The sequence below is a fragment of the Caulobacter sp. UNC358MFTsu5.1 genome (genome assembly GCF_000712075.1).
GTDB lineage: Bacteria > Pseudomonadota > Alphaproteobacteria > Caulobacterales > Caulobacteraceae > Caulobacter.
This window is the reverse complement of sequence record NZ_JONW01000005.1, coordinates 1,382,986-1,398,977: the sequence shown is the minus strand read 5'-3', so window position 1 is coordinate 1,398,977 and position 15,992 is coordinate 1,382,986. Positions and strand designations below refer to the sequence as shown.

At 68.5% G+C, this 15,992-nt stretch carries 16 protein-coding genes; 8 read left to right on the top strand and 8 right to left on the bottom strand.

Features of this window, described 5'->3' with window-relative positions:
- Window positions 1–733: 733 nt before the first annotated feature.
- Both BR39_RS26425 and BR39_RS0108395 read right to left on the bottom strand, forming a co-directional pair.
- The gene (locus BR39_RS26425; RefSeq protein ID WP_156035626.1) at window positions 734–1,573 is read right to left on the bottom strand and encodes a hypothetical protein; all 840 of its coding nucleotides are present in this window, start codon (window positions 1,571–1,573) and stop codon (window positions 734–736) included.
- A gap of 4 nt (window positions 1,574–1,577) precedes the next feature.
- Window positions 1,578–3,866 (bottom strand): NADP-dependent malic enzyme, encoded by a 2,289-nt coding sequence (locus BR39_RS0108395; RefSeq protein ID WP_029909764.1) that lies wholly within the window; start codon window positions 3,864–3,866, stop codon window positions 1,578–1,580.
- 257 nt (window positions 3,867–4,123) lie between these two features.
- Between BR39_RS0108395 and dapB the strand changes: the two genes are divergently transcribed.
- From dapB to BR39_RS0108365, 6 genes are all read left to right on the top strand, one after another.
- Window positions 4,124–4,921 (top strand): 4-hydroxy-tetrahydrodipicolinate reductase, encoded by a 798-nt coding sequence (gene dapB, locus BR39_RS0108390; RefSeq protein ID WP_029909761.1) that lies wholly within the window; start codon window positions 4,124–4,126, stop codon window positions 4,919–4,921.
- Window positions 4,922–5,044: 123 nt separating this feature from the next.
- Window positions 5,045–8,368 carry a YdbH domain-containing protein gene (locus BR39_RS0108385; RefSeq protein ID WP_029909759.1) on the top strand — a complete coding sequence of 1,108 codons (3,324 nt, stop codon included), beginning with the start codon at window positions 5,045–5,047 and terminating at the stop codon, window positions 8,366–8,368.
- 35 nt (window positions 8,369–8,403) lie between these two features.
- Window positions 8,404–8,580, top strand: coding sequence for a YnbE family lipoprotein (locus tag BR39_RS26105; RefSeq protein ID WP_012288956.1), 177 nt, complete (start codon window positions 8,404–8,406; stop codon window positions 8,578–8,580).
- Window positions 8,581–8,593: 13 nt separating this feature from the next.
- Window positions 8,594–8,953, top strand: coding sequence for a YdbL family protein (locus BR39_RS0108375; protein WP_029909756.1), 360 nt, complete (start codon window positions 8,594–8,596; stop codon window positions 8,951–8,953).
- A 199-nt stretch (window positions 8,954–9,152) separates the two neighbouring features.
- Window positions 9,153–9,578 (top strand): Hsp20 family protein, encoded by a 426-nt coding sequence (locus BR39_RS0108370; RefSeq protein ID WP_029909754.1) that lies wholly within the window; start codon window positions 9,153–9,155, stop codon window positions 9,576–9,578.
- A 104-nt stretch (window positions 9,579–9,682) separates the two neighbouring features.
- Window positions 9,683–9,952: a DUF1150 family protein gene (locus tag BR39_RS0108365; RefSeq protein WP_029909753.1), complete on the top strand. Its 270-nt coding sequence runs from the start codon at window positions 9,683–9,685 to the stop codon at window positions 9,950–9,952.
- Between the two features lie 46 nt (window positions 9,953–9,998).
- Here the strand turns inward: BR39_RS0108365 and BR39_RS0108360 are convergent, their stop codons facing one another.
- Window positions 9,999–10,487, bottom strand: a complete 489-nt coding sequence (locus BR39_RS0108360; protein WP_029909750.1) for a hypothetical protein — start codon at window positions 10,485–10,487, stop codon at window positions 9,999–10,001.
- A 144-nt stretch (window positions 10,488–10,631) separates the two neighbouring features.
- Here BR39_RS0108360 and BR39_RS0108355 point away from each other — a divergent pair, with 144 nt between their 5' ends.
- Window positions 10,632–11,237 (top strand): peptidylprolyl isomerase, encoded by a 606-nt coding sequence (locus BR39_RS0108355; RefSeq protein WP_029909747.1) that lies wholly within the window; start codon window positions 10,632–10,634, stop codon window positions 11,235–11,237.
- A 253-nt stretch (window positions 11,238–11,490) separates the two neighbouring features.
- On the opposite strand, the gene ptsN is transcribed toward BR39_RS0108355, so the two are convergent.
- The 4 genes from ptsN to rpoN form a co-directional block, all read right to left on the bottom strand.
- A complete protein-coding gene (gene ptsN, locus BR39_RS0108350; protein ID WP_029909744.1) occupies window positions 11,491–11,961 on the bottom strand; it encodes a PTS IIA-like nitrogen regulatory protein PtsN in 471 nt (156 codons plus the stop codon).
- Between the two features lie 113 nt (window positions 11,962–12,074).
- Window positions 12,075–12,707, bottom strand: coding sequence for a ribosome hibernation-promoting factor, HPF/YfiA family (gene hpf, locus BR39_RS0108345; RefSeq protein WP_029909741.1), 633 nt, complete (start codon window positions 12,705–12,707; stop codon window positions 12,075–12,077).
- A gap of 51 nt (window positions 12,708–12,758) precedes the next feature.
- On the bottom strand, window positions 12,759–13,370 hold the full coding sequence (locus tag BR39_RS0108340; RefSeq protein ID WP_029909738.1) for an exopolysaccharide biosynthesis protein: 612 nt from the start codon (window positions 13,368–13,370) through the stop codon (window positions 12,759–12,761).
- Window positions 13,371–13,465: 95 nt separating this feature from the next.
- Entirely contained in the window at window positions 13,466–14,971 is a 1,506-nt protein-coding gene (gene rpoN, locus BR39_RS0108335) for an RNA polymerase factor sigma-54 (protein WP_029909725.1), read from the bottom strand.
- Here rpoN and BR39_RS26420 point away from each other — a divergent pair.
- The gene (locus BR39_RS26420; RefSeq protein WP_156035624.1) at window positions 14,957–15,223 is read left to right on the top strand and encodes a hypothetical protein; all 267 of its coding nucleotides are present in this window, start codon (window positions 14,957–14,959) and stop codon (window positions 15,221–15,223) included. The two genes, rpoN and BR39_RS26420, sit on opposite strands and share 15 nt — an antisense overlap.
- A 6-nt stretch (window positions 15,224–15,229) precedes the next feature.
- Here BR39_RS26420 and lptB read toward each other — a convergent pair whose 3' ends face one another.
- Window positions 15,230–15,988, bottom strand: coding sequence for an LPS export ABC transporter ATP-binding protein (lptB, locus tag BR39_RS0108330; RefSeq protein ID WP_156035622.1), 759 nt, complete (start codon window positions 15,986–15,988; stop codon window positions 15,230–15,232).
- Window positions 15,989–15,992 lie beyond the last annotated feature (4 nt).

Below are 15,992 nucleotides of genomic sequence, written 5' to 3'. Positions count from 1 at the left end.
CGTCCTGGACCGCCCGGGCGATTTCAGCCCGGGCCTGGCGGCTCGGTCCGTCTCCCCGAGCGCCGAAGCTTCGTCGCGGCTGGGGCGAACCTGCTCCAACTCCAACCCAGGGCGTCTCCCGAAGGCGACACGACGGACAAGCCTTCCCGCTCGTCCACCCCCGAAGGCCGCATCGGTCGCCGTACGTGCGCCCTCCCCATGCCTTCAGGTGACCTCAGGATACGGGCGCGGGGAAGGGTGAGGACAAGTTTGGTCGAAAAAGTCCATGGCGTTGATTTCGCTGGAGTTCATCCGCTATCCGCCGAGCATAAGTCGCCCAGCCGGGGACGCGCACTCACGGCAAGACCTCGCCAGACCTGCTCCGAAGCCCGGGTGAGTGCGTGTCCCCCACTTCGGCCACGCCGCCACAGGACCAGCCCCCAAGCTCAGCGGACGACTTGGGGGACACGCACTCACACCTGGCCCTGAGTGAACTGAGCGACGCCGTGCCGTGAGTGCGCGTCCCCGTCCGGTTCGTCCCCCCTCACCCAGCCGGACCGCCCACGGCGGCCAGGCCGCGCCCTGAAATCCATGATGGCGAGCCTGCTCTGGGGTCTGACCGTGTCAAGGACGGCGCGTCGCGCCGCCGCGACGCGGTCGCCAGAGGCGATCCTTGACACGGTCAGACCCCAGAGCTCCCATTCCACCAAGGGTTTCAGGACGCGGCGTCATCCGCTGAGGGGTGGATGGTGATTCAATGGGCCTGCACGCCTTTGTCCTTTGCTGCGTTGACTTTGGCGGCATTGCTGTTCGAGGTCTTAGGCTGCCATTCCTTTGGCAAACTGCATTGAACCGGGCGTTCAACGGTGTGAATTTGATCTTGCCGTATGAACTTTACGCTCTTGTGTATCGGATCGTAGAGTAAAATCCCTCGTTCGCTATTCATAAGATATTTCCCACAGTATCTATGGTCGCCATATACAACCAAAGCATTGCCTTCTTCTGTAATTGCGCGAATGCCAGACATTAAGCCGTCAATAAAAGTGATGGATATTATTACATAACATATAAGCGGTACTAAGATTAATCTCATGCTTGAGATTGTCAGGCCAAAGAAGTTAATTAGAAATACAGCGTGTATGAAGTATGCAATATAGTAAATTCGAACCGAATATTCGTATGGATTTGTGGACTTTAGCGCATACAGCAGGAATATAGCAGACGAAAAGCTCAAAACGGCGCAGAGTGCAGCGATCAAATTCCAAAGCAGCGATCGTTTTTCGGGGGCTTCATCGGTGGGTGAAGTGCGGTTGCGCCTAAGCCTCTCAGATATCTTCATTAAATAGGGATATGTTAGCCCAGTAAGGATCAGGCTTAATGTGTACGACGGAAGGACGGACCAGGTTCTGGAAAATAAATCAAGAAGCGTAAAGGAAGATATCCAGTAGATTCCAGAAAAATGGAAATATCCAAGAGTATAAACAAGTGAACAAACTACCGCGCCAGCCGTAAAGGCCGGTATAGAGGGCGTAACGCCGGCTAGAAACTTCGAGATAGGAGCCAGGCCGACGGGGTCCGAGCTTCGATCTGTCATCCCCCTACTCCCCCGCCTCCAAATCCCCCGCCGGCTCGTACGCCGCCATCATCGCCATATTCAGGATCTTCGACACCGACGCCGACAGCGGCGCGATCTGCACCTGGTGGCTCAGCCCCAGGAGCACCGGCCCGATCACCGTCGCCCCGCCCAGGCTCTGCACCAGCTTGGTCGCGATCGAGGCCGAGTGGATGGCCGGCATGATCAGGATGTTGGCGCTGTCGGTCAGGCGCATGAACGGGTAGTTGGCGCGCTTTTCCGGGTCGAGGGCCAGCTCGGGCGGCATTTCGCCCTCGTATTCGAAGTCGACGTCCATCTCGTCGAGCATGGCCACGGCCTCGCGCACCTTGTCGGAGCGCTCGCCCATCGGGTTGCCGAAGGTGGAGTAGCTCATGAAGGCCACGCGCGGCTTGAAGCCCAGGCGGCGGACGGCGCGGGCGGCCTCCAGGGCGATCTCGACCAGCTCGTCGCTGTCGGGCAGCTCGGTGACGTTGGTGTCGGCCACGAAGACGGTGCGGCCCTTCGCGAGGACGACGGACATGCCCATGATCCGGCCGTTGGGGGCCGGGTCGATGACGCGCAGCACCTCCTCCAGCGCCTGGTCGAAGCTGCGGGTCACGCCGGTGACCATGCCGTCGGCCTCGCCGTGGGTGACCATCGAGGCGGCGAAGCTGTTGCGGTCCTGGTTGATCAGGCGCTGGACGTCGCGGCGCAGGTAGCCCTGGCGCTGCAGGCGCTTGTAGAGGGCGTCCACATAGTCCGGATTGCGGTCGCTGAGGCGGGCGTTGACGATCTCGAGCCCGGCGGTGGCCGGGTCGAGGCCGACCACCTTCATGTTCTCGTGCACCAGGTTCTCGCGGCCGCACAGGATGGCCTTGCCGAAGCCGCCGGTCTGGAAGGCGTAGGCGGCGCGGATCACCGACGGATCCTCGCCTTCGGCGAAGACGATGCGCTTGGGATTGGCCTGCACGGCGCCGCTGATCTTCTGCAGGAAGCCCGCCGTGGGGTCCAGGCGCTGGGCCAGGCTGGCGCGGTAGGCGTCCATGTCGGCGATGGGCTTGCGGGCCACGCCCGTGTCCATGGCCGCCTGGGCCACGAACGGCGGCACGTACCAGATCAGGCGCGGGTCGAAGGCCGAGGGGATGATGTAGTTGGGGCCGAACTTCAGCTGGCGGCCGTGATAGGCGGCGGCCACTTCATCGGGCACGTCCTCGCGGGCCAGCATGGCCAGGGCGTTGGCGCAGGCGATCTTCATCTCGTGATTGACGCGCCGGGCCCGCACGTCCAGGGCGCCGCGGAAGATGTAGGGGAAGCCCAGGACGTTGTTGACCTGGTTGGGATAGTCGCTGCGGCCGGTGCCCATGATCGCGTCCTTGCGGATCGCGTGGACCTCCTCCGGGGTGATCTCCGGGTCGGGGTTGGCCATGGCGAAGATGACCGGGTTGGGCGCCATGCTGGCGATCATCTCGGGCGTGAAGGCGCCCTTGGCGGACAGGCCCAGCAGCACGTCGGCGCCCTTGACCGCCTCGGCCAGGGTGCGCAGCGGGGTGTCGACCGCATGGGCGCTCTTCCACTGGTTCATGCCCTCGGTGCGGCCGCGATAGAGCACGCCCTTGGAGTCGGCGGCGATCACGTTCTCGGGCTTGACGCCCATGGCCTTGATCAGCTCCAGCGAGGCGATGCCGGCCGCGCCGGGGCCGTTGAGCACCACCTTCACGTCCTCGATCTTCTTGCCGGTGATGTGGCAGGCGTTGATCAGGCCGGCGGCGCAGATGATCGCCGTGCCGTGCTGGTCGTCGTGGAACACCGGGATGTCGAGCAGCTCCTGCAGCTCGGTCTCGATGCGGAAGCACTCGGGGCTCTTGATGTCCTCCAGATTGATGCCGCCGAAGGTGACGCCGATGTTCTTGACCACCGTGATGATCTCATCGGCGTCCTTGGTGGTCACCTCGATGTCGATGGAGTCGACGTCGCCGAAGCGCTTGAAGAGGACCGACTTGCCCTCCATCACCGGCTTGGAGGCCAGGGCCCCCAGGTCGCCCAGGCCCAGGATCGCGGTGCCGTTGCTGATCACCGCCACCAGGTTGCCCTTGGAGGTGTAGTCGTAGGCGGCGTCCGGGTCCTTGGCGATGGCGTGGACCGGCACGGCGACGCCGGGGGAGTAGGCCAGGCTCAGGTCGCGCTGGGTGGCCATCGGCTTGGTGGCGACGACGCCGATCTTCCCGGGGGTCGGATAGCGGTGGAAGTTCAGCGCTTCCTCGTCGGTGAAGGTCTTCTTTTCCGCGTCGCTCATGCGGCGTCCCCCTGTCCTGTACTGTCCTGCTAGTCACACGGTGTGGACGGGTCGAACGATGCGACGCGTCCTTATGATGGGCGCACCGTAGCGACCGGGCGGGGGCGTCACAACCTTACTCGGCGTAAGTTTTCGGCCGCAAACGCTTGTTCTTCTTGGGATTACGCCTGTCCAACGTTGTCATCCGAGCCGAGTTTGGCTTGACCTGAGGGGGCGTGTCGGGAGACTACCGCCCGCGTCGACCCCGGGAGATCGCCTTGAGCCAGAACGACTTAGCTCCGCAAAAAGGTACCGTTACCATTGCGCTCGCGGGGGCCCTGGGGCGGATGGGCCAGGCCCTGGCCAAGACCCTGGCCGGGCGATCCGACGCGGTGGTTTTTTCGCGCTTCGACCGTCCCGGCGCGACCGGTGAGGGGATCGTGGAGCGCGACCAGGCCCTGAAGGGCGTCGACGTGGCCATCGACTTCACCATTCCGGAGGCCTCGGTGGCCCTGGCCGAGTATGCCGCGGCGCATGGCGGACCGGCCCTGGTGATCGGTTCGACCGGCTTCACCGACGACCAGAACGCCCGCATCGCGGCGGCGGCGACCAAGGTCGCCATCGTCAAGTCGGGCAACTATTCGCTGGGCGTGAACATGCTGATGGGCCTGGTGCGCCAGACCGCGGCCGCCCTGCCTGCTTCCGACTGGGACGTCGAGGTCTACGAGGCCCACCACAAGCGCAAGGTCGACGCGCCTTCCGGTACGGCGTTGATGCTGGGCCAGGCGGCGGCCGACGGGCGCGGCGTGGGCCTGGGCCAGGTGGCCGACCGCGGCCGCGACGGCATGACCGGGCCGCGCAAGGAGGGGGCCATCGGCTTCTCCGTGGTGCGCGGCGGCGGGATCATCGGCGAGCACAGCGTGATCTTCGCCGGCGAGGAGGAGGTGCTGACCCTGTCGCACTCGGCCACCGACCGGGGCCTGTTCGCGCGGGGCGCCGTGGCCGCCGCCGTGTGGGTCAAGGGCAAGCCGCCCGGCCTCTACGACATGCAGGATGTGCTGGGCTTTCAAAACTAGAGCGCAGATGCGCTCCAGATCTCTTTGTTTTTTTGCGCCTTCTTCCAGCGGGGCGGCCTTTGCAGCGCTTGAAGGCGCTAAGGGGCCTAACAATCGCCGCAGCTTGCGGCATTGTGCGCCCTGATGGCCGAGCCCCCACCGCCAGAGACGAAACCCGACGCCGAGACGTCCTCCCCCGCCGAGATCGTGGAGGTCGCGGGCGCGACCCTGATCGACATCGTGCTGGAAACGATGTCGCTGGCCGCCCTCGCCTTCATCGCGCTGGGCTTCGCCACCTATGCCGGCCGCCGCGAGATCAGCCGCGAGCTGGCCCTGGCCTGGCTGCACGACAAGGGCATCGAGGCCACCCTCGACCTGGACGACCTGGACGCCACCGGCTTCGCCGGCGCCATCCGCCTGGGCCCCAAGAACGCCCCGGTGTTCTCGGCCGAGCGGATCGAGGTGGCCTATGACCTGGCCTCGCCCTGGACGGGCGGCAAGTTCGCCCTGAACACCCGCGCCGTGCGGCTGGTGCGGCCCCGGGTGAACGCCCAGCTCGACGCCAACGGCCTGAATTTCGGCACCCTGCAGCCGATGATCGACCAGGCGCTGAAGTCGCCGGCTCAGCCGGAGACGCCCGGCCCGGCGATCCTGATCGAGGACGCCCGGGTGCTGCTGCGCACCCCCGGCGGCCCGGCCCGCCTGACCGGCGACGCCAGCCTGGACGACGGGCGGCTGCTGCGCTTCGACGGCCGGCTGGGTCCGATGCACTACGCCACGCCGTCCCTGTCGTTCGACACCGACGGCGCCGTGCTCCGGGCCCGCAAGCGCGGCGACCGGCTGAACCTCGACGTCCAGCTGGGCCTGAAGACCCTCAGCGCCGGCCAGCTGGACCTGACCGAGGCGCAAGGCTCGCTGCAGGCCGACCTGACCTATCCGGACCTCAAGGCGCTCTCGATGGTCGGGCCGGCCGAGGCGCGCCTGGCCCTGACGGCCCGGGGCGCCGAGGTCGAGGCCGCCAGCCTGGGCGGGCTGGAGGCCAACCTGGTGGTGGCCGGCCTGCTGAGCGGCGACCTCAAGCACGGCGGCCTGACCGGCAAGACCACCCTGCACGCCCGCGGCGAGCGCCTGACGGCCGGCGCGGGCCTGGACAGCCGCGACATCGGCGCGGACCTGGACCTGTCGAACCTGGCCCTGACCTATGACGCCTCCGGCCTGCGCGGCTCGGCCCGTACGCGGCTGGCCGCCAACGCCGACCGGGCGGTGGCGGGGCCCGCGGCCCTGTCGCGCTCGGCGCTCGAGGTCCAGTCGCCCAGCCTGACCCTGGTGTCGGACAAAGCCCGCACCTCGATCGGCGGCCCGCTGAGCGTGGCCCTGGGCGGCGGGCGCGTGGCGGCGGGCGGCGTGGTGCTGTCCAGCCTGGCGGCCGACGGCAAGGGCCGGTTCTCGGCGGGGACCGACGGGATCGCCCTGGCCCTGGACGGCCGGGCCGACGCCGACGGGGCGATGAGCGGTCCCGACGCCGCCCGGATCAGCGCCGCCCTGCCCAATCCCGCCTACGGCCAGGCCGCGGCCCGGGCGCTGTCGCGCTTCGAGCTCTCGGCCCCGGCCCTGAAGCTGGGGATCACCGGCGGCCGGACGATCTTGTCCCTGCCCCGCCCCGTGGCCCTGACCGCCCCCGGCGGCGCCAAGGCCGTGCTCAGCGCGTCCGGCGGTCCGCTGGCGGCGGCGGGGAACGGGACGGCCGAGGGCCGGGCGGCGCTGACCCTGGGCGGCGGCGGCCTGCCCGAGATCGCCCTGACGGCGGCCCGCTGGCGCTCCGACGCCTCGGGCCTGACCAGCGACCTCACGGCGGTGGGCAGCCTGGACGTCCCGCCCTTCATGGGCGTGGCCGGGACCCTGTCCGGACGGGCCCAGCTGGCCGGCGGCGGGCTGATCCTGCGGCTGAACGGCTGCACGCCGATGACCGCCCGCGCGATCGCCATGGGCGAGCCGCCGATCAGCGACGTGACGTTCAAGCTCTGCCCCGCCGCCCAGCCGCTGGTGGTCGCCGCCGGCGGGGTCTGGCGGGCGTCGGCCCTGATCAGGGACGGCGCGGCGATGGTCAATGTCGCCCAGGCGCGGCTGGAGGGCGTGGACGCCAGCTTCGTCGGCGGCGGCCGCGGCTTCGACACCGCCCAGGTCAAGGTCACCGGCGGCCGCGTCGTGGAGGCCTCCACCGAGGGCAAGCGTTTCGAGACCATCGCCGCGACGGGCGAGGTCGACCTGGCGCGCGGCCAGTGGACCGGCGGGCTGGACGGCAAGACCCTGGACGGCCGCCCGCTGGGCCGGGTCACCATCCGCCACGACGTGGCCAGCGGCCGGGGTCAGGCCGACATCGACGCCACGAAACTGGTCTTCGCCAAGGGCGGACTGCAGCCCCTGGGCCTGACGCCCCTGGCCGCGATCGCCCGCGACGCCGAGGGCCCCGTCGTCTTCACCGGGCGCTTCAACTGGGCGGACGAGGTCCTGACCAGCCAGGGCAAGGTCTCGACCCCGGGCCTGGATTTCCGCAGCCCGCTGGGCCAGGTCCACCGGCTGAAGGGCGAGATCGTCTTCGACAGCCTGGCCCCCCTGACCAGCCCGCCCGGCCAGGTGCTGACCGTCGACAGCGTCGACGCCATCGTGCCGATCCAGTCGGTGCGGGCCAGCCTCGCCCTCGGGGCGGAGGCCCTGCACCTGGAAGGCGCGACCTTCGAGGCGTCGAAGGGCAGGATCACCCTGGAGCCGCTGGACCTGGCCCTGGACGGCAAGGGCGCGACCAAGGGCGTGGTCGACATCGCGGGCCTGGACCTGGGCCAGCTGGTCGCCGGCTCGTCCCTGGCCGACAAGGTCTCTGTCGAGGCGACGATCGACGGCCGCCTGCCGTTCGAGATGGACCAGGCCGGCTTCCGCTTCGTCGACGGCAAGGTCTATGCGACCGGCCCTGGTCGCCTGTCGATCGCCCGCACGGCCCTGACCGGCGTGCAGGCGGGCCAGGGCGGCGTCGACCCCAACGACCCCCTGACCGTCAAGAAGGACGCGCCGGTCAACGCCATCCAGGACTTCGCCTACCAGGCCATGGAGAACCTGCGGTTCGACACCCTGGAGGCCGGGGTGAGCAGCACCGACAAGGGCCGGCTGGGCGTGCTCTTCCACATCAAGGGCGAGCACGATCCGAAGGTGCCGGAGAAGGCCAAGATCGGGCTGATGGAACTCTTGAACGGCAGCGCCTTCAACCGCCGCATCCCCCTGCCCGCCAAGACGCCGGTCGACCTGACCCTGGACACCTCGCTGAACTTCGACGAGCTTCTGGCGGCCTGGAAGCGCGGCTGGCAGGAAAGCGCGCCGGAGGCCCCCGTCCCCGTCCCCGTTCCGACGCCGGTTCCGGAGCCGGCCCCAGGCCCCGCCCCGGAGCCCGCGCCACGTTCAGCAACGGTTCAGCGTTGAATCGTCAGATTTCCCCCGAACTGGAGACACCCGCCATGAAGCGCGCCCTGATCCTTCCCCTCCTCGCGGTGGGCGCCCTCGCGGCGTGCACCCCGACGGTGCGGGTCAAGGTCGACCCGATCAACATCTACGCCAAGCTGGACGCCGACGTGCGCGTGCGACTGGACAAGGAAGTCCAGACGCTGATCCAGCAGAACCCCAACCTGTTCTAAGAGAGGAACCGACATGATCCGCAAGACCATGACGATCCTGGCCGTGGCCGCCTCGATGGGCGCCGTGGCCCTGGCCGTTCCCGCCTTCGCCCAGTCCGCCGCCGCCAAGGCCGCCGTCGACGCCGGCAAGGCCGCCGGCACGGTGGGCGAACAGGCCGACGGCTTCCTGGGCATCGTCTCGGGCGGCGACGCCGCCACCCGCGCCGCCGTGGCCGAGATCAACGCCGGCCGCGCGGCCGTCTACAAGGACACCGCCAGCAAGACCGGCGTCACCGCCGAAGCCGCCGGCCAGGCCACCGCCAAGCAGCTCTACGCCCGCCTGGCCCCCGGCCAGTACTGGAAGCCGCTGGATGGCGGCTGGACGAAGAAGTAGGCGGACGAAGGAGGGGACACACACTCACGCGAAGGCTTCGGCCGACCTCGCACGGCCGTGCCGTGAGTGTGTGTCCCCATCTCCACGCACGGTCTTGAACCCGCCCCCGCGCATCGCCACGTAACTGTCACGTCGTTGGACGCGGCGCCGCTGTTGGGTCGTGTCCGGCGAACGAAGTCGCTTGAGCGAGGACTTCGCGATGACCCGGACGATCCTGTTCGACAGCCCCTTCCTGCTGGGCTTCGAGCACACCAGAGACCTGATCGAGCGCGCGGCCAAGGCCGCCGCCGAAAGCTATCCGCCCTACAATGTCGAGCAATCGGACGACGGCGGGGTGCGCATCACCCTGGCGGTGGCCGGCTTCTCGCCCGACCAGTTGCAGGTGACCGTCGAAGGCGGACAGCTGGTGGTGGCCGGACGGCGCGACAGCGAGGGCAAGCCCGAGGCCGACAAGGCCTATCTGCACCGCGGCATCGCCGCCCGAGGCTTCCTGCGCACCTTCGTGCTGGCCGAGGGCATGGAGGTCACGGCCGCCACGCTTGAGCACGGCCTTCTGCACGTGGACCTGGCCCGTCCGGAACCCGAACGGCTGGTCCGCCGCATCCCGATCCGCTCGGTCGGCTGAGGTCCGAAGCCGTTCCAGTCAAGCTTTTCCCAGGATGTTCCCCACGGTCGCGGTCTGAACCGAGACGCGACACGGGGCGTTCCCTTTCCGAAGGAGGTGGTCTTATGACACCTAACCCCGCTACCCCGTTCTTCTCCGCCGAAGCCTTCGCGGCCCTGGGCGCACCCGACCTGGTCTACGTCCGGCCGATCAAGGCGGCCGAGATCCTGGCCGACGTCCCCGTCGGCGTGACCGACGAGGTCGACCTGTCGCCCGACCAGACCCTGTACGCGGTGTTCCGCGCCGACGGCGCGCGCCTGGCCGTGCTGACCGACAAGGACGCGGCCGTCGCCGCCGCCCTCGCCCACGAACTGGCGCCGGTCTCGGTGCACTAAGCCCTACGATCCGGGCCGGTCCCTCCAGGCCGGCCCGAGCGGGGCTCTAGTCGAGCCGCCGCTGCACCCGCCGCAGGGCGGGCATCCCCTTCAGATGGGTCAGGACGAACGTGGGTTTGCCCGCCGCGTCGGTCGTCGCCGTGCAGGTGAAGCCCTGGAACGGCGCGCCGTCCCGACGCAGCAGCAGCAGGCCGGGCGACAGCATCTCGGCCTGGTAGGTCGCCCCGTCCGTGGCGTCGAAGTCGTCCAGCTTCTTCTGGATCGTCGGGACGTCGGTCTCGGCGCGGTCGGTCCCGTAATACATCATCCCGCCGTCGGCCTTGAACCGCATGTAGTCGCGCGGAAGGCGGGCGCTGAGCTCTTCCGCGCCGGCTTCCTTGGCGACGATCACCTGGCTCTCCCACAGGCCGACGACGTCGGCATAGGCGCAGGGGCGGCCTTCCGCCAGCGGCTCGGTCTGCAGCTGGGCTTGCGCGGCGGTCGGCGCGCCGATCAGGGCCATCAGCCCGGCGGCGACGAAAAGCGTCTTGAACATCGAATAGGCCCCCGTGGCCGACGGATCGTCGGTCGGTGGTCCTTAGCAGTCCGGCGCGAGGGCCAACAAGCCGGGGCGCGGCCAGTCGACGATCGCGCCCGGGCGCGGTAAGCCGTCACGGTCGGAGACAGGCGAGGACGACGGATGAGCGACACGGATATCGGCCGCCGGGGGATGTTGGGCCTGGCCGGGCTGCTGGTGGCGGCCCCCGCCTGGGCGGCGCCGCCCAAGCCCCGCGTGGCGATCCAGACCGACCACGGGACGATCGTCGTCGAACTGGAGGACCGGAAGGCTCCGATCACCTCGGCCAACTTCCTGCGCTATGTGGACGCGCACAAGTACGACGGCGGGACCTTCTACCGCGCGTCGAAGACCAAGGGCGTCAAGGGCGCCGGCTCGATCCAGGGCGGGCCGCCCGACCGGGTGCGCCGCTTCGCCCCCATCGCCCACGAAAGCACCCGCCTGACCGGGATCAAGCATCGGGCCGGGACCATCTCGATGGCCCGCAACGCGCCCGGCACGGCCACCTGCGACTTCTTCATCTGCGCCACCCCGCAGCCCTATCTGGATGCGCAACCGGGCGGCAAAGGCGACAATGAGGGCTTCGCGGCCTTCGGCGGCGTGGTCCAGGGGCTGGACGTCGTGAAGAAGATCCTGGCCCTGAAGGCCGACGGCCCGGCCCTGTACCCGGCCATGAAGGGCCAGATGCTGAACCCGCCGGTGAAGATCCTGAGCATGAAGCGGGTTTAGGGATGGAATCCCTCTCTCTTTGAGAGAGGGAGGGGCCCGCCGCCGCAGGCGGTGGGAGGGTGAGAGGTTTCACCGCCGGCCGGCAAATCCAGGGCTGTTGAAGTCCTCGAATTGACCCAGCTAGCCACCGTCGAGGCGGTCGCCACTCCATGCTGTCTCGTCGGAGCGTTATCCTGAGAGATTGTAACCTCTCACCCTCCCACCGCTTCGCGGCGGGCCCCTCCCTCTCTCTATGAGAGAGGGGTTCATGCCCTCACGCCGCCGTGGACTTGCTCTCGTGGGCCTGGGTCAGCATCACGTGGACAGCGTCGGCCGAGCGGGCCTTGCGCAGCTGTTCGCGCAGCTCGGGCTGGCGCATCAGGCGCGAGACGCGGGCCAGGGCGCGCAGGTGGCTGGAATCGGCTTCCTTGGGCGCGAACAGCGCCACCAGCAGGTCGACGGGCTTGTCGTCCACCGCGCCGAACGCCACCGGGGTCTCCAGGCGCACGAACACCGCCCGCACGCGGTCGATGTCGGCCAGGCGGGCGTGCGGAAGGGCCACGCCCTGGCCCACGCCGGTCGATCCGGCGCTCTCGCGCTCGACCAGGCCTTCCAGGGCTTCGTGGGCGTCGACGCCGAACGCGCGGGCGGCGACGTCGGCGATCACGCCGAGGACCTGACGCTTGTTGGCGGCGCTGACCCGCAAAGTGACCGCGCCGGGCTCCAGTAGATCGCCGATGGTCATGGTGTGGAACTCGCTCGCAGTCGGTCGTCGCGCATGTCGCCGCCTCAAGCCCCGGACACTCCAAGCTTGAGAGACGGGGCCTACCAGAACGCGCCGACCGACCCGAGGTTCGATCAGCTAACGGCCGGTGCGTGCCCGTTCAGCGACTTGGTGCGTTCGGGGTCGATCCAGCCGATATTTCCGTCAGCCCGCCGGTAGACCACCGACAAACCGTCGTGGGCGGCGTTCCTAAACACGATTGCCTGGGACTCGGTCAAGTCCAGTTCCATGACCGCCATGGAAACGGTCATGATCTTCAGCGAGGCCTGGGTCTCGGCGATGATCATGCCGGCCGGCGCGCCGGCGGGATGTTCCTCCTCGACGCTCCAGTCGTCGTCGTCGACATCGTCGCTGTCCGGAGCCCGCAGCACGTACATCGCCGCGTTTTCCGCCTGCTTGGCGGAGGCGGCGATCGAGTGGCTCTTAAGTCGTCGCTTGTAGCGCCGGATGCGCGTCTCGATCTTGGCCAGGGCGGCGTCGAAGGCCGCGTGGGCGTCGCCGCCCGCTCCGTGGCTGATCAGTTGCTGGCCCGAAGCCAGCTTGACCGAACAATCGACCCGGAAGGCGAAGCCCTCCTTGCTGATCACGACATCGGCGTCACCGCCGCGGTCGAAATACTTGCCGATGCTCAGGGCGATTTCGTCGGAGACTCGCGCTCGCAGAGCCTCACCAACGTCGACATGCTTGCCGGAGATTTGGACTTGCATGGCCTATCAACGCGCCTGTCCCGGCTCGGTGTCAAGCGTCGCAAAAGCGACTTAAAGCAGCCCCGGAATCATGTGGAGGAGGCGTTCGACGGCGGCCGCCACGACCCCGGCGCTGACCACCAGCAGGCCCACGCTGACGGCGGCCATCAGGTATCCCAGCAGCACCAGGAGCCCGTCGCGCTGCAGCAGGGCCAGGGCCAGGACGGCCACCGTGGCCCCCGGCGCCAGGTTGCCCAGCGGGATTGGCAGCACCAGCACCAGGGCCAGCAGGGTGCAGACCACGCCGATCAGCCGCTCGCCGACCGGGCCGAACAGGAAGCCCAGCCGGGGGCGGGTGACCAGCTCCATCCGGCGGACGATCGGCGTCAGTCTACGGAACAATCCGCGCAGCTCGTCGCGCTTCAGGGGGTGGTGGATCAGCTTGCGCGGCAGCCACGGGATGTCGGAACCCCAGGCGATCTGCGGGGCCAGCAACAAGATCGGCAGGCTGAGGATCGTCGACGAGCCGGGGGGCAGGGGCAGGCAGTTGAGCAGGCCGAACACCAGCAGCATGGCCCCGAAGGCGCGGCTGTCGAACTGCTCGAGCATCTGGCCGACGGTCAGGACGGGACGGGTGTCCTCGCCGAACCCCTCGATGACGTCGGACAAACTCTCGGTGGTCATGCTTCGCCTTCAGCCGCGTCTTCACAGAACGCGGAGCGCGGCCGTTCGCAGCATGCGGCAAGCGCGTGACGGACGAAAGGGCGCCGTCGTTCGACCTAGGCGGTTTCCTTGATCAGGCGGCGACGCTCGACCGAGGAGGGGATGCGCAGGGCCTCGCGGTACTTGGCCACCGTCCGGCGGGCGATGTCGACGCCCGCTTCCTTGAGGATCTCGACGATCCGGTCGTCGGAATGGACGTCGGCCTCGGTCTTCTCGGCCTCGACCAGGCCCTTGATCTTGTGGCGCACGCTGGCGGCCGAGTGGGCCTCGCCGCCTTCCGACGACTGGATGGCCGAGGTGAAGAAGTACTTCAGCTCGAACACGCCGCGCGGGGTGGCGATGTATTTGTTGGAGGTCACCCGGCTGACGGTGGACTCGTGCATGCCGATGGCGTCGGCGACGGTCTTCAGGTTCAGCGGCCGCAGGTGCTCGACGCCGTAGGCCAGGAAGCCGTCCTGCTGGCGGACGATCTCGCTGGAGACCTTCAGGATGGTCTTGGCCCGCTGGTCGAGGCTTTTGACCAGCCAGTTGGCGGTGGCGAAGCTGTCGGAGACGAAGGTCTTCTCCTGGTCGGTCCGCGCGCCCTTGGCGATGCGGGCGTGGTAGCGCTGGTCGACCAGCACCCGGGGCAGGGTGTCGGTGTTCAGCTCCACGTGCCACAGGCCGCCGGGCGTCTCGCGCACGTGGACGTCGGGGACCAGGGTCTGGGGCGGGTCGCTGTGGAAGGCCGCGCCGGGGCGAGGGGTCAGGGCGCGGATCTCGGCGACCATCTCGCGCAGGTCCTCGTCGTCGACGCCGCAGACCTTGCGCAGGGCGTTCATGTCGCGCCGGGCCAGCAGGTCCAGATTGTCCAGCAGGGCGGCCATGCAGGGATCGTAGCGGTTGACGTCCTTCAGCTGCAGGGCCAGGCACTCGCGCACGTCGCGGGCCATGACGCCGGCCGGCTCGAAGCCCTGCAGGACGGTCAGCACCTCTTCGACGAAGGCCAGGCCGCAGCCCAGGCGCTCGGCCACCTCCAGCAGGTCGGCGCGCAGGTAGCCGGCCTCGTCGACCGCGTCGATCAGCACGGCGGCCACGGCGTTGCGGGCGGCCGAGAGGCCGGCCACGACCAGCTGCTCGGTCAGGTGCTCGACCAGGGTCGGGGCGCGGGAGAGGGCGCCTTCGTAATTGTCGTCGCCTTCGAAACTGCCGCCGCCGCCGGTCCGCGACCAGTCGATCTGGCCGCCGGCCTGCTCGGCCCGCGCTTCGGTCCCGTCGCCGGTGGCGCGCTCGCCGGGCGAGACGTCGTCGGGCGTGGCGTCCATCTGGCTGCTGGCGGCGCTGTCGGACACGGCGTCCAGGCCCAGGTTCTCGGTGGCGCGTTCGGCGGGCTCTTCGGCCGCGCGCTCGGTTTCGGCCGGGCCGTCGTCGCGCGCCAGCAGGGGATTGCGCTCCAGCTCGGCCTCGACGAAGGCGTCGAGCTCGAGGTTGGACAGTTGCAGGAGCTTGATCGCCTGCTGAAGCTGCGGCGTGATGACAAGGCCCTGGCCTTGCCGAAGCTCCAATCTATGGCCGAGAGCCAATGCGCCCTCCTGGGCAAATCAACGAACCTGTTGATCGCCATTGAACGGCCAGTTTGGTTAACGGGGCGCCAACGCCAGCAAAAAGCGGGCCACTGCGACCTTCCGTCCGCGAAGGCCGGCGTTTTTCCCGACATCGGGCGTCAAGTCACTGATATGGCGACGTTTTTAGTTTTCTGGAGCCGCAACGAAAAAGCCGCGCGCTCCGGTGACGGAACGCCCGGCCTGTTAAATCTTGCCCGGCGGGCGCGGTGAGGGAGCCTAGACGCGCTCGTCGAAGCTGTCGCCCAGATAGACGCGGCGGACCTCAGGGTTGTCGATGATCTCCTGCGGGGCGCCTTCGAACAGCACCTCGCCGGCGTGGATGATCGAGGCCCGATCGACCATCTGCAGCGTCTCGCGGACGTTGTGGTCGGTGATCAGGATGCCGATGCCGCGGTTCTTCAGGTAGCTGACCACCTCGCGGATGTCCGAGATCGCCAGCGGGTCGATGCCGGCGAAGGGCTCGTCCAGCAGCATGAACGACGGCTCGCTGGCCAGGGCGCGGGCGATTTCCACGCGGCGGCGCTCACCGCCCGACAGGGCGACGGCCGGCGACTTGCGGATGTGGGTGATCCGCAGCTCTTCCAGGATCTCGGTGACATGGTCGCGGGCCTTGCGCTGGTCCTTCTGGCGCATCTCGACCACGGCCATGACGTTCTGCTCGACCGTCATGCCCCGGAAGATCGAGGCTTCCTGCGGCAGATAGCCCACGCCCATGCGGGCGCGCTGGAACATCGGCTGGGACGTGATGTCCTCGCCGTCCAGGTAGATCGAGCCGTAGTCGGCGGCGACCAGGCCGGTGATCATGTAGAAGCAGGTGGTCTTGCCGGCGCCGTTGGGGCCCAGCAGACCCGCGACCTCGCCGCGCTTGAGGCGCAGGGAGACGCTCTTGACGACCGGGCGGTCGCCGAACGACTTGCCGATGGCGTCGACGAACAGGCCTTCGCTGGCCGTGGCGTCGACGTTCAGGGATTGCATCGAA

Coding starts and splice junctions, on each gene's coding strand:
- BR39_RS0108360 (WP_029909750.1), bottom strand. CDS start 10,487: ATGTTCAAGACGCTTTTCGTCGCCGCCGGGCTGATGGCCCTGATCGGC.
- BR39_RS0108340 (WP_029909738.1), bottom strand. CDS start 13,370: ATGACCACCGAGAGTTTGTCCGACGTCATCGAGGGGTTCGGCGAGGAC.
- BR39_RS26420 (WP_156035624.1), top strand. CDS start 14,957: ATGGCCGAGAGCCAATGCGCCCTCCTGGGCAAATCAACGAACCTGTTG.
- BR39_RS0108385 (WP_029909759.1), top strand. CDS start 5,045: ATGGCCGAGCCCCCACCGCCAGAGACGAAACCCGACGCCGAGACGTCC.
- hpf (WP_029909741.1), bottom strand. CDS start 12,707: ATGCAAGTCCAAATCTCCGGCAAGCATGTCGACGTTGGTGAGGCTCTG.
- BR39_RS0108375 (WP_029909756.1), top strand. CDS start 8,594: ATGATCCGCAAGACCATGACGATCCTGGCCGTGGCCGCCTCGATGGGC.
- lptB (WP_156035622.1), bottom strand. CDS start 15,988: ATGCAATCCCTGAACGTCGACGCCACGGCCAGCGAAGGCCTGTTCGTC.
- ptsN (WP_029909744.1), bottom strand. CDS start 11,961: ATGACCATCGGCGATCTACTGGAGCCCGGCGCGGTCACTTTGCGGGTC.
- BR39_RS26425 (WP_156035626.1), bottom strand. CDS start 1,573: ATGACAGATCGAAGCTCGGACCCCGTCGGCCTGGCTCCTATCTCGAAG.
- BR39_RS0108355 (WP_029909747.1), top strand. CDS start 10,632: ATGAGCGACACGGATATCGGCCGCCGGGGGATGTTGGGCCTGGCCGGG.
- BR39_RS26105 (WP_012288956.1), top strand. CDS start 8,404: ATGAAGCGCGCCCTGATCCTTCCCCTCCTCGCGGTGGGCGCCCTCGCG.
- BR39_RS0108370 (WP_029909754.1), top strand. CDS start 9,153: ATGACCCGGACGATCCTGTTCGACAGCCCCTTCCTGCTGGGCTTCGAG.
- BR39_RS0108395 (WP_029909764.1), bottom strand. CDS start 3,866: ATGAGCGACGCGGAAAAGAAGACCTTCACCGACGAGGAAGCGCTGAAC.
- BR39_RS0108365 (WP_029909753.1), top strand. CDS start 9,683: ATGACACCTAACCCCGCTACCCCGTTCTTCTCCGCCGAAGCCTTCGCG.